The organism is Klebsiella sp. PL-2018 (assembly GCF_019048985.1).
Lineage (GTDB): Bacteria > Pseudomonadota > Gammaproteobacteria > Enterobacterales > Enterobacteriaceae > Klebsiella > Klebsiella michiganensis.
In genome coordinates, this window is sequence record NZ_CP077673.1 from 285,488 (window position 1) to 298,398 (window position 12,911).

The 12,911-nt window shown below is 55.2% G+C and carries 9 protein-coding genes, 2 tRNA genes and 1 rRNA gene; 9 read left to right on the forward strand and 3 right to left on the reverse strand.

Features of this window, described 5'->3' with window-relative positions; genetic code table 11:
* The first annotated feature begins 125 nt into the window (after positions 1-125).
* Positions 126-1,595 carry a 4-hydroxy-3-polyprenylbenzoate decarboxylase gene (gene ubiD, locus MKleb_RS01320; RefSeq protein ID WP_014227483.1) on the forward strand — a complete coding sequence of 490 codons (1,470 nt, stop codon included), beginning with the start codon at positions 126-128 and terminating at the stop codon, positions 1,593-1,595.
* 54 nt (positions 1,596-1,649) lie between these two features.
* Positions 1,650-2,351, forward strand: coding sequence for an NAD(P)H-flavin reductase (gene fre / locus MKleb_RS01325; RefSeq protein WP_014227484.1), 702 nt, complete (start codon positions 1,650-1,652; stop codon positions 2,349-2,351).
* Between the two features lie 44 nt (positions 2,352-2,395).
* Here fre and MKleb_RS01330 read toward each other — a convergent pair whose 3' ends face one another.
* From MKleb_RS01330 to fadB, 3 genes are all read right to left on the reverse strand, one after another.
* Positions 2,396-2,707 (reverse strand): hypothetical protein, encoded by a 312-nt coding sequence (locus tag MKleb_RS01330; RefSeq protein ID WP_025108389.1) that lies wholly within the window; start codon positions 2,705-2,707, stop codon positions 2,396-2,398.
* Positions 2,708-2,947: 240 nt separating this feature from the next.
* The gene (gene fadA / locus MKleb_RS01335; protein ID WP_004097616.1) at positions 2,948-4,111 is read right to left on the reverse strand and encodes an acetyl-CoA C-acyltransferase FadA; all 1,164 of its coding nucleotides are present in this window, start codon (positions 4,109-4,111) and stop codon (positions 2,948-2,950) included.
* A 9-nt stretch (positions 4,112-4,120) separates the two neighbouring features.
* Complete coding sequence (fadB, locus tag MKleb_RS01340) at positions 4,121-6,310, reverse strand: fatty acid oxidation complex subunit alpha FadB (protein WP_025108388.1); 2,190 nt, start codon at positions 6,308-6,310, stop codon at positions 4,121-4,123.
* Between the two features lie 191 nt (positions 6,311-6,501).
* Between fadB and pepQ the strand changes: the two genes are divergently transcribed.
* The 7 genes from pepQ (at position 6,502) to MKleb_RS01375 (ending at position 12,747) form a co-directional block, all read left to right on the forward strand.
* Positions 6,502-7,833: a Xaa-Pro dipeptidase gene (gene pepQ / locus MKleb_RS01345; protein ID WP_025108387.1), complete on the forward strand. Its 1,332-nt coding sequence runs from the start codon at positions 6,502-6,504 to the stop codon at positions 7,831-7,833.
* Positions 7,833-8,447, forward strand: a complete 615-nt coding sequence (locus tag MKleb_RS01350) for an IMPACT family protein (RefSeq protein WP_014227487.1) — start codon at positions 7,833-7,835, stop codon at positions 8,445-8,447. Before pepQ ends, MKleb_RS01350 begins: the two co-directional genes overlap by 1 nt.
* Before the next feature lie 41 nt (positions 8,448-8,488).
* Positions 8,489-9,940 carry a Trk system potassium transporter TrkH gene (gene trkH / locus MKleb_RS01355; RefSeq protein ID WP_025108386.1) on the forward strand — a complete coding sequence of 484 codons (1,452 nt, stop codon included), beginning with the start codon at positions 8,489-8,491 and terminating at the stop codon, positions 9,938-9,940.
* An 11-nt stretch (positions 9,941-9,951) separates the two neighbouring features.
* Positions 9,952-10,485 carry a menaquinone-dependent protoporphyrinogen IX dehydrogenase gene (gene hemG / locus MKleb_RS01360; RefSeq protein WP_025108385.1) on the forward strand — a complete coding sequence of 178 codons (534 nt, stop codon included), beginning with the start codon at positions 9,952-9,954 and terminating at the stop codon, positions 10,483-10,485.
* Between the two features lie 392 nt (positions 10,486-10,877).
* Positions 10,878-12,417: ribosomal RNA gene (locus tag MKleb_RS01365) — 16S ribosomal RNA — on the forward strand.
* Between the two features lie 71 nt (positions 12,418-12,488).
* Positions 12,489-12,565, forward strand: a tRNA-Ile gene (locus MKleb_RS01370).
* A 106-nt stretch (positions 12,566-12,671) separates the two neighbouring features.
* Positions 12,672-12,747 (forward strand) — tRNA-Ala (locus tag MKleb_RS01375).
* The last annotated feature ends 164 nt before the right edge of the window (positions 12,748-12,911 follow it).

Below are 12,911 nucleotides of genomic sequence, written 5' to 3' on the forward strand. Positions count from 1 at the left end.
TCGCGAAATCATTGCGGGTGAAAACTAAATTTCAGCGTTCTTTCACGCTAATTTAACAAAAATACAGCATAGCTCCGGCGAACGCCGTATAATCACCCGCCTGTATAGAGGTCAATAACAACTCCATGAAATACCACGATCTACGCGAATTTCTGACATTACTGGAGCAGCAGGGGGAATTGAAACGGATCTCCCTGCCGGTCGATCCTCACCTGGAAATCACCGAAATTGCCGACCGCACTTTGCGAGCTGGCGGTCCGGCGCTGCTATTCGAAAATCCCAAGGGCTACGCCATGCCGGTGCTGTGTAATCTTTTCGGCACGCCGCGGCGAGTCGCGCTGGGGATGGGGCAGGAGGATGTCAGTTCTCTGCGGGAAGTGGGTAAGCTTCTGGCATTCCTGAAAGAGCCGGAACCCCCAAAAGGCTTCCGCGATCTGTTTGATAAGCTGCCGCAGTTCAAACAGGTGCTGAATATGCCGACTAAGCGTCTGCGCGGAGCGCCGTGCCAGCAAAAAATCATTCAGGGTGATGAAGTTGATTTGACCCGTATCCCGATCATGACCTGCTGGCCGGAAGATGCCGCGCCGCTGATCACCTGGGGTCTGACGGTGACCCGCGGCCCGCATAAAGAGCGGCAGAATCTGGGCATTTATCGCCAGCAGCTGATTGGCAAGAACAAGCTGATTATGCGCTGGCTATCGCATCGCGGCGGCGCGCTGGACTTCCAGGAGTGGTGCGCGGCGCGTCCTGGCGAGCGTTTCCCGGTCTCCGTCGCGCTGGGTGCCGATCCGGCAACCATTCTCGGGGCGGTGACTCCGGTTCCGGATACTCTTTCCGAATACGCTTTTGCCGGGCTACTGCGCGGCACCAAAACCGAAGTCGTGAAGTGCATCTCTAACGATCTTGAGGTGCCCGCCAGCGCGGAGATCGTGCTGGAAGGGTATATTGAAGCCGGAGAAATGGCGCCGGAAGGCCCCTATGGCGACCATACTGGCTACTACAATGAAGTGGATAACTTCCCGGTCTTTACCGTTACCCACATTACTCAGCGTGAAGATGCCATCTATCACTCGACCTATACCGGGCGTCCGCCGGATGAGCCGGCGGTACTGGGCGTTGCGCTGAACGAAGTGTTCGTCCCCATTCTGCAAAAGCAGTTTCCTGAAATCGTGGATTTCTATTTGCCGCCTGAAGGCTGTTCCTATCGCCTGGCGGTCGTCACGATGAAGAAGCAGTACGCCGGTCACGCGAAACGCGTCATGATGGGCGTCTGGTCGTTCCTCCGCCAGTTCATGTATACCAAGTTCGTTATTGTCTGCGATGACGATGTCAACGCGCGCGACTGGAATGATGTGATTTGGGCGATTACTACCCGTATGGACCCGGCGCGTGATACGGTACTGGTAGAAAATACGCCAATTGATTATCTGGATTTTGCCTCACCGGTTTCCGGTTTGGGTTCAAAAATGGGGCTGGATGCCACAAATAAATGGCCTGGAGAGACCCAGCGCGAGTGGGGTCGTCCGATCAAGAAAGATCCTGAGGTGACGGCGCGCGTCGACGCCATCTGGGATGAACTGGCTATCTTCAAATAACAGTAAGCGGGGCTACGCCGCTGTTTTGCACAATAGACCCGACAGAGGGGACGCATGACAACCTTAAGCTGTAAAGTGACCTCAGTGGAGGCGATTACCGATACTGTGTATCGCGTTCGATTAGTGCCGGAAGCGGCGTTTTCCTTCCGTGCCGGTCAGTATCTGATGGTCGTGATGGACGAACGCGATAAGCGCCCATTCTCGATGGCCTCCACGCCGTCGGAACAGGAGTTTATCGAGCTGCATATCGGTGCATCTGAACTTAATCTGTATGCGATGGCAGTGATGGATCGGATCCTGAAAGAGCGTCAAATCGAGGTCGATATGCCGCATGGCGAAGCCTGGCTGCGCGATGACGAAGAACGCCCGCTGATTTTAATCGCCGGGGGAACGGGCTTCTCTTACGTGCGTTCGATTCTGCTCACCGCGCTGGCGCGCAATCCGAATCGCGATATCGCCATCTACTGGGGCGGGCGCGAAGCGAAACATCTCTATGACCTGGCCGAGCTCGAAGCGTTAAGCCTGCAGCATCCGGGCCTGCGCGTCGAACCCGTTGTTGAGCAGCCTGACGCCGAGTGGCGTGGCCGTACCGGAACCGTACTCACGGCGGTTCTGCAGGATTACGGTACGCTGGGCGAGCATGATATCTATATCGCTGGCCGCTTCGAGATGGCGAAAATTGCCCGCGACCTGTTCTGCAACGAGCGCGGCGCGCGCGAAGATCGCCTGTTTGGCGATGCCTTTGCGTTTATCTGATAGCCGCTCTGCCGGCATCCGGGCTTTTGGCCCGGATGCTGTTGTTACCGGGCATCGCTGAAGTAAACGTACAGCGGTCGCTCGTTTTCCAGCAAACAGAGCATTTTCCCTACCGGGTTCCCTTCTTTTTCCAGCGTGGCGGCTAGCTGCGTCGCGATATGCTGGCTGCCTATCTTCTCATCATAGCGTTCGGTAGTGATATCGGTGACGGTCAGATCCTTGAACCGCTCGCTTTGCGGATCCTGCGCCATTTTACCGATCCCCCATGAGAGGCAGGCCTGAGCGTTATCCTGTTCGCTGGCGAGCGCTGCGGCAGGGAACGTCGTTAGCAAAAAAATGATGGGGATTATTTTCATGACTCTTCATTATCCTTAATGAGCGTGACGTATCCGGTGATAATAACCGAATAGCGGAAATAAAAAACCCGCCCCTGACAGGCGGGAAGAACGGCAACTAAACCCTCTCTCTTCGCCATTGTCACCATAACTGCGTTGGCTGCATTCATTCACCCGAATCACTTACTATATGTAAGTGATTCGGGATTCATTCACTTGCCGCCTTGTTCTGGCACCAATGGCTTTGAGATGACTCTTTGATTAAACCCGCTCGAATACCGTCGCGATACCCTGACCTAAACCAATACACATCGTCGCCAGGCCGAACTGCGCGTCTTTGCGCTCCATCTGGTTGATCAATGTGGTACTAATGCGCGCGCCGGAACAGCCGAGCGGATGACCCAGGGCGATCGCGCCGCCGTTGAGGTTGATCTTCTCGTCGATCTGTTCCATCAGTCCCAGATCTTTAATGCACGGCAGGATCTGCGCGGCAAAAGCTTCGTTCATTTCGAACACATCGATATCGCTGGTGGAGAGCCCGGCTTTTTTCAGCGCCAGTTTTGACGCGGGAACCGGACCATAGCCCATTATTGACGGGTCGCAGCCGACGACAGCCATCGAACGCACGCGAGCGCGGGGCTTCAGGCCCAGTTCGCGGGCGCGGCTTTCGCTCATTAACAGCATGGCTGCGGCGCCATCGGAGAGGGCGGATGAGGTTCCCGCCGTCACGGTACCGGTTACCGGATCGAAAGCGGGTCTAAGCGCGGCCAGCGCTTCAACCGTTGTCTCCGGGCGAATCACTTCGTCGTAGCTGTAAGACTTCAGCACGCCGTCGGCGTCGTGACCGCCGGTCGGGACAATTTCCGCTTTGAATGCGCCGGATTGCGTCGCGGCCCAGGCGCGGGCGTGGGAGCGAGCCGCAAACTGGTCCTGCATCTCGCGGCTGATGCCGTGCAGGCGCGCCAGCATTTCTGCCGTCAGCCCCATCATTCCGGCGGCTTTGGCGACGTTACGGCTCAGGCCCGGATGGAAATCTACGCCGTGGCTCATCGGGACGTGGCCCATATGCTCTACGCCGCCAATCAGGCATACGCTGGCGTCGCCGGTCATGATCATGCGTGCCGCGTCGTGAAGCGCCTGCATGGAAGAACCGCACAGCCGATTGACCGTGGTGGCGGGTACCGAATGCGGGATTTCCGCCAGCAGTGCCGCGTTGCGGGCAATATTGAAGCCCTGTTCCAGAGTCTGCTGAACGCAGCCCCAGTAAATATCGTCAATCGTGCTGGCTTCAAGGGATGGGTTGCGTGAAAGCAGGCTACGCATCAGGTGCGCGGAGAGATCTTCTGCGCGCACGTGGCGAAAGGCGCCGCCCTTTGAACGGCCCATCGGGGTACGAACTGCATCGACAATGACAACCTGTTCCATTGTGACTCCTTAAGCCTTTTTCAGGTCGCCTGGCGCACGGGCAGGCTCAACCGGTGGATAGTACGGTTCGTTATGACGCGCTTTGCTGCGCAATCCTTCCGGCACGTCGTATAGCGGGCCGAGATGCTGATACTGCTGGGCCATATCGAGATATTTTGCGCTACCGAGCGTATCCAGCCAGCGGAACGCGCCGCCGTGGAACGGAGGGAAGCCCAGGCCATAAACCAGCGCCATATCGGCTTCTGCCGGGGTGGCGATAATGCCCTCTTCGAGACAGCGCACCACTTCGTTGACCATGGGGATCATCATGCGGGCGATAATCTCTTCATCGCTGAAATCACGCTTCGGCTGGCTGACTTCCGCCAGCAGGCTATCGACTGCGGTATCCTCTTCCTTCTTCGGCTTACCTTTACTGTCTTCTTTGTAGCGCCAGAAGCCGAGGCCATTTTTCTGGCCGAAACGGTTAGCGTCGAACAGCGCATCGATCGCATCGCGATAATCTTTCTGCATCCGCTGCGGGAAGCCCGCCGCCATGACCGCCTGCGCGTGATGCGCGGTATCAATGCCAACGACGTCCAGCAGATAGGCCGGGCCCATCGGCCAGCCAAACTGCTTCTCCATTACTTTATCGACTTTGCGGAAGTCCGCGCCGTCGCGCAGCAGCTGGCTGAAACCGGCGAAGTAGGGGAACAGCACGCGGTTAACAAAGAAACCGGGGCAGTCGTTGACCACAATCGGCGTTTTGCCCATTTTGCCGGCCCAGGCGACCACTTTCGCAATGGTTTCGTCCGAGCTTTTCTCGCCGCGAACGATCTCGACCAGCGGCATCCGGTGCACCGGGTTAAAGAAGTGCATACCGCAGAAGTTTTCCGGGCGCTTCAGTACGCTGGCCAACTCGCTGATGGGAATGGTGGAGGTATTCGAAGCCAGCACGGTATCCGGGCGGACTTTGTCTTCCGTTTCCGCCAGCACCGCTTTTTTCACTTTCGGATTCTCAACAACGGCTTCGACCACGACGTCCACGCGTTCAAAGCCGGCGTAATCCAGGGTTGGCTGAATAGTAGAAATGACGCCAGCCATCTTAAGACCGTCGATTTTGCCGCGCTCAAGCTGTTTATTCAGCAGCTTGGCCGCTTCGGTCATGCCCAGCGTCAGCGATTTGTCGTTGATATCTTTCATGACGACCGGCACGCCTTTCCAGGCTGACTGGTATGCAATGCCGCCGCCCATAATTCCCGCGCCCAGCACGGCCGCGTGTTTTGGCGTGTCGATATCTTTCGTCAGCTTCTTCGCTTTTGCTTTGACGTACTGATCGTTAAGGAAGATACCTACCAGCGCACGCGCCTCGTTGGTATGCGCCAGCGGGACGAAACTTTTATTTTCCAGATCCAGCGCTTCTTCGCGACCAAAGCGGGCGGCGGCTTCGATGGTTTTAACGGCGGTAATCGGGGCCGGGTAGTGCTTCCCGGCGGTTTGCGCCACCATGCCTTTGGCGATGGTAAAACTCATCGCGGCTTCAATTTTACTCAGATGCAGCGGCTCCAGCTTCGGCTGGCGCTTCGCCTTCCAGTCCAGGTCGCCTTTAATAGCCTGACGCAGAATCGCGACCGCGCCATCGATCAGTTTTTCATGCTTAACCACGCCATCGACGAGGCCGATTTTTAAGGCCTGTTCGGCGCCAACGTCTTTACCGGCGGCAATGATTTCCAGCGCGCTGTCCGCGCCAAGCATCCGCGGCATCCGCACCGAGCCGCCAAAGCCCGGCATGATGCCCAGCTTCGTTTCCGGCAGACCAATGCGCAGATCCGGCGTCGCCAGGCGATAATCGGTCGCCAGCACGCATTCGCAGCCGCCGCCCAACGCATAGCCGTTGACGGCGGAGATGGTCGGAACCGGCAAATCTTCCAGGCGATTAAATACGCTATTAGCGAAATGCAGCCACTGGCTGAGCTGTTCTTCGGGAACCAGGAACAGAGAAAGAAATTCGGTGATATCCGCGCCGACAATAAAAGCGGCTTTCTCGGAGCGTAGCAGCAGCCCTTGCAGATCTTTTTGTTTTTCGAGTACGTCCAGCGCTTCACCGAGGCTGGCTACGGTTGCGGTATCGAGCTTGTTGACCGAGCCGGGGGCATCAAATACCAGTTCGGCAATGCCGTCTTCCCGCCAGTCGAGGTACAGGGTGTCGCCTTTGTAGAGCATGTCAGTCTCCTGAATCCAGCAATATGATCTGGTCGTACCAGATGAGACGGAGTGTGGATTTTATGTTAAGAAATTGCAAATAAGACTTTAAATAAATGCTGGTCGGATCACACCCAGTAGAGATCACCCCGTTTGAGGTCATTGTGCTAAGATGCGAAGCATCACGATCTCATAAAATCAAAGGATAAATGATGGAATCCCTTGCCGGTCTCTATAAAAATCATATCGTTACCTTACAAGAACGCACCCGCGATGTTTTGGCCCGCTTTAAGCTGGATGCCCTGCTGATCCACTCCGGTGAACTGGTCAACGTCTTCCTTGACGATCATCCGTATCCGTTCAAGGTCAATCCCCAGTTCAAAGCCTGGGTGCCGGTTACGCAGGTCCCTAACTGCTGGCTGCTGGTGGACGGCGTCAATAAACCCAAACTGTGGTTCTATCTGCCGGTCGACTACTGGCATAACGTGGAACCGCTGCCGACCTCATTCTGGACCGAAGAGGTGGATGTGATTGCCCTGCCGAAAGCGGATGGTATCGGCAGCCAACTGCCCGCCGCGCGCGGCAATATTGCCTATATCGGGCCGGTGCCGGAACGTGCGTTGGGGTTAGATATCGCGGCGGATAAAATCAACCCGAAAGGGGCGATCGATTATCTGCACTACTATCGCTCTTATAAAACTGACTATGAGCTGGCCTGCATGCGCGAAGCGCAGAAGTCAGCGGTTAACGGTCATCAGGCCGCTCATGAAGCGTTCCTCTCCGGGATGAGCGAGTTTGATATCAACCAGGCCTATCTGACCGCGACCGGCCATCGCGACACCGATGTACCGTACAGCAACATTGTGGCGCTGAACGAACATGCCTCCGTGCTGCATTACACGAAGCTGGATCATCGCGCGCCGGCGGAATTGCGCAGCTTCCTGCTGGATGCGGGCGCGGAATATAACGGCTATGCGGCGGATCTGACGCGTACCTGGGCGGTGCATGGCGATAGTGACTATGCTCAACTGATTAAAGACGTTAATGAGGAACAGCTGGCGCTGATTAGCACCATGAAGGCGGGCGTGAGCTACGTGGATTATCATGTCCAGTTCCATCAGCGTATTGCCAAACTGCTGCGCAAACATCAGATAGTCAAAGATATGAGCGAAGAAGCAATGGTGGAAAACGACCTGACCGGACCGTTTATGCCGCACGGCATTGGTCATCCTTTAGGTCTGCAGGTTCATGATGTCGCGGGTTTTATGCAGGATGATTCGGGTACCCATCTGGCCGCGCCGGCAAAATATCCTTACCTGCGCTGCACGCGCGTACTGCAGCCGCGGATGGTATTGACGATTGAACCGGGCATCTACTTTATTGAATCGCTGCTGGCGCCGTGGCGCGAAGGGCAGTTCAGCAAACACTTCAACTGGCAGAAAATTGAAGCGCTGAAACCGTTTGGCGGTATTCGTATTGAAGACAACGTCGTGATCCACGAAAACAGTATTGAAAACATGACGCGCGATCTGAAACTGGCGTAATGGAAAGCTGGTTGATACCGGCCGCGCCGGCCACCTTTGTGGAAGAGATCAAAAAGAGCCGCTTTATCACGCTGTTGGCGCACACCGACGGCGTAGCGGCGGCAAAGGCGTTTGTCGAGTCAGTCAGGGCGGATCACCCGGATGCCCGTCACCACTGCGTGGCGTGGGTCGCCGGGCCTCCGAATGACTCGCAGCAGCTGGGGTTTTCCGACGATGGCGAACCGGCGGGGACGGCGGGTAAACCGATGCTGGCGCAGCTGATGGGTAGCGGCGTCGGCGAGATAACCGCTGTCGTCGTGCGCTACTACGGTGGTATTCTGCTGGGCACCGGCGGCCTGGTCAAAGCGTACGGCGGCGGTGTGCACCAGGCGCTTGCGCTGCTGACAACACAGCGCAAGACGCCGCTGACCGCGTATACTTTGCAGTGTGAATACGGGCAGTTGGCCGGGATTGAAACGCTGTTGGCTCAGTTCTCAGGGAAAATTGTCGAAAGCGAATATCAAGCGTCTGTTCAGCTGCGCGTGGCGCTTCCTCAGGCTGAAGTGGCGCTATTTTCAGCAAAACTGGCTGATTTTAGTCGCGGTTCGTTGCAATTACTGAAGATTGACGAATAATCCCCACCTGATTTTTTTGCATATCAAAGGAAGCGCCAGAGATGCATTTTCGCGCGATAACCCGAATCGTTGGACTGCTGGTCATTTTGTTTTCGGGGACAATGATCCTCCCGGGATTAATAGCCCTGATATATCGCGATGGTGCGGGGCGGGCGTTTACCCAGACCTTTTTTGTTGCCCTGGCGATCGGTTCGCTGCTGTGGTGGCCCAACCGTCATGAGAAGGGTGAACTGAAATCCCGCGAAGGGTTTCTCATCGTCGTGCTGTTCTGGACGGTGCTCGGAAGCGTCGGTTCGCTGCCCTTTATCTTCTCTGAACAGCCCAACCTGAGCATTACGGATGCCTTCTTTGAATCCTTCTCGGGTCTGACAACGACCGGGGCAACCACGCTGGTTGGGTTAGATTCGTTACCCCACGCCATTCTTTTCTATCGTCAGATGCTGCAATGGTTTGGCGGGATGGGGATCATCGTGCTGGCGGTAGCGATACTGCCGATACTGGGCGTCGGGGGGATGCAGCTGTATCGGGCGGAAATGCCCGGGCCGCTGAAAGATAACAAGATGCGGCCGCGCATTGCTGAGACGGCGAAAACGCTGTGGCTTATCTATGTCTTACTGACGGTGGCCTGTGCGCTGGCGCTGTGGTTTGCCGGCATGCCGGCGTTCGACGCCATCGGGCACAGCTTCTCGACGATTGCGATTGGCGGATTCTCCACCCATGACGCCAGCGTGGGCTACTTTAATAGCCCAACGATTAACTCCATTATTGCTATTTTCTTGCTGATATCGGGCTGTAACTACGGCCTGCACTTTTCATTACTCAGCGGGCGTAGCCTGAAAGTGTACTGGCGCGATCCCGAATTCCGCATGTTCATCGGCGTGCAGCTCACGCTGGTGGTGGTATGTACCCTGGTGCTGTGGCTGCATGACGTCTACAGTTCGGCGCTCATGACGGTGAATCAGGCGTTCTTTCAGGTTGTATCGATGGCGACAACGGCGGGCTTCACGACCGACAGCATTGCGCGCTGGCCGCTATTTTTACCGGTCCTCCTCCTCTGTTCGGCTTTTATCGGCGGCTGTGCCGGGTCGACTGGCGGTGGTTTGAAGGTTATCCGTATTCTTCTGCTTTTCAAGCAGGGTAACCGTGAGCTTAAACGGCTGGTACATCCTAACGCGGTATACAGTATTAAACTGGGGAACCGCGCGCTGCCGGAACGTATCCTGGAAGCCGTCTGGGGATTCTTCTCCGCCTATGCGCTGGTGTTTATCATTAGTATGCTGGCGATTATCGCCACCGGCGTGGATGATTTCTCGGCCTTTGCTTCGGTCGTTGCGACGCTGAATAACCTTGGCCCTGGGCTGGGCGTTGTGGCGGATAACTTTGCGACGATGAACCCTGTCGCAAAATGGATCTTGATTGCTAATATGCTGTTTGGTCGTCTGGAAGTGTTCACCTTGCTGGTGCTATTTACTCCGACTTTCTGGCGCGAATAACAGGAGTGCCTGTGAAAACTTTGATTCTCTTTTCTACCCGCGACGGACAGACGCGTGAAATCGCCTCCTATCTGGCATCTGAATTAAAAGAGCAGGGGATTGATGCGGACACGATCGATCTCAACCGCACCAATGAAGTGGAGTGGCCCTTATACGATCGTGTCGTCATCGGCGCATCAATCCGCTATGGTCATTTTCATCCCGCCTTAGAACGGTTTGTAAAAACGCATCTTCAGTCGCTGCAGGCGCTACCGGGCGCCTTTTTCTCGGTCAACCTTGTCGCGCGTAAGCCAGAAAAACGAACGCCGCAGACCAACAGCTACACCCGCAAGTTTCTGCTTAACTCGCCGTGGCAGCCGCAGCACTGCGCGGTGTTTGCCGGCGCGCTCCGCTATCCACGCTATCGTTGGTACGATCGGTTTATGATTCGCCTTATTATGAAGATGACCGGCGGCGAAACGGATGTCACTAAAGAAGTGGTGTATACCGACTGGCAGCAGGTGGGCAGATTTGCGCGGGAAATTGCGCAAATGACCAGCAAATAGCGCGTTAAATCACCCTGGTGATGGAAAGTTGAGCGAACGAAAAGTTTTTTGAAATTTCCCCTTGTCACTTCGGAATTACTCCCTATAATGCGCTCCCACTGACACGGAACAACGGCTTACAGCCCGCCGGGTCAGCGGGATTCAGCGATGAATACCGGCAGAGAAAAGCGAAAATAATCGCTTGACTCTGAATGAGGAAAACGTATTATACGGGACCTCGCGACAGAGCGCTGAAGCGCGTCGCAACTGCTCTTTAACAATTTATCAGACAATCTGTGTGGGCACTCAAAGTGACATGGATTCTTAACGTCCTCGGACGAAAAATGAATACCAAGTCTCAAAGAGTGAACACGTAATTCATTACGAAGTTTAATTCTACGAGCATCAAACTTAAATTGAAGAGTTTGATCATGGCTCAGATTGAACGCTGGCGGCAGGCCTAACACATGCAAGTCGAACGGTAGCACAGAGAGCTTGCTCTCGGGTGACGAGTGGCGGACGGGTGAGTAATGTCTGGGAAACTGCCTGATGGAGGGGGATAACTACTGGAAACGGTAGCTAATACCGCATAACGTCGCAAGACCAAAGAGGGGGACCTTCGGGCCTCTTGCCATCAGATGTGCCCAGATGGGATTAGCTAGTAGGTGGGGTAACGGCTCACCTAGGCGACGATCCCTAGCTGGTCTGAGAGGATGACCAGCCACACTGGAACTGAGACACGGTCCAGACTCCTACGGGAGGCAGCAGTGGGGAATATTGCACAATGGGCGCAAGCCTGATGCAGCCATGCCGCGTGTATGAAGAAGGCCTTCGGGTTGTAAAGTACTTTCAGCGGGGAGGAAGGCGATAAGGTTAATAACCTTGTCGATTGACGTTACCCGCAGAAGAAGCACCGGCTAACTCCGTGCCAGCAGCCGCGGTAATACGGAGGGTGCAAGCGTTAATCGGAATTACTGGGCGTAAAGCGCACGCAGGCGGTCTGTCAAGTCGGATGTGAAATCCCCGGGCTCAACCTGGGAACTGCATTCGAAACTGGCAGGCTGGAGTCTTGTAGAGGGGGGTAGAATTCCAGGTGTAGCGGTGAAATGCGTAGAGATCTGGAGGAATACCGGTGGCGAAGGCGGCCCCCTGGACAAAGACTGACGCTCAGGTGCGAAAGCGTGGGGAGCAAACAGGATTAGATACCCTGGTAGTCCACGCTGTAAACGATGTCGACTTGGAGGTTGTTCCCTTGAGGAGTGGCTTCCGGAGCTAACGCGTTAAGTCGACCGCCTGGGGAGTACGGCCGCAAGGTTAAAACTCAAATGAATTGACGGGGGCCCGCACAAGCGGTGGAGCATGTGGTTTAATTCGATGCAACGCGAAGAACCTTACCTACTCTTGACATCCAGAGAACTTAGCAGAGATGCTTTGGTGCCTTCGGGAACTCTGAGACAGGTGCTGCATGGCTGTCGTCAGCTCGTGTTGTGAAATGTTGGGTTAAGTCCCGCAACGAGCGCAACCCTTATCCTTTGTTGCCAGCGGTCCGGCCGGGAACTCAAAGGAGACTGCCAGTGATAAACTGGAGGAAGGTGGGGATGACGTCAAGTCATCATGGCCCTTACGAGTAGGGCTACACACGTGCTACAATGGCATATACAAAGAGAAGCGACCTCGCGAGAGCAAGCGGACCTCATAAAGTATGTCGTAGTCCGGATTGGAGTCTGCAACTCGACTCCATGAAGTCGGAATCGCTAGTAATCGTGGATCAGAATGCCACGGTGAATACGTTCCCGGGCCTTGTACACACCGCCCGTCACACCATGGGAGTGGGTTGCAAAAGAAGTAGGTAGCTTAACCTTCGGGAGGGCGCTTACCACTTTGTGATTCATGACTGGGGTGAAGTCGTAACAAGGTAACCGTAGGGGAACCTGCGGTTGGATCACCTCCTTACCTTAAAGAACCTGCCTTTGTAGTGCTCACACAGATTGTCTGATGAAAATGTAGCAGTAAAAAATCTCTGCAGGCTTGTAGCTCAGGTGGTTAGAGCGCACCCCTGATAAGGGTGAGGTCGGTGGTTCAAGTCCACTCAGGCCTACCAAATTCGCTCCCGTGCTGCGTTGTGAAATAACTCGCATACTTCAGTATGCTTCGTTCTTCCACGCCTTGCCCGGAATCGAATTACGGTAAATGAGATTAACTACGATGGGGCTATAGCTCAGCTGGGAGAGCGCCTGCTTTGCACGCAGGAGGTCTGCGGTTCGATCCCGCATAGCTCCACCATCTTTACTGCACAACACAAGAAAACTTCAGAGTGTACCTGAAAAGGTTCACTGCGAAGTTTTGCTCTTTAAAAATCTGGATCAAGCTGAAAATTGAAACGACACACTGTTTAAGTGTGTTCGAGTCTCTCAAATTTTCGCGACACGACGATGTTTAACGAAACA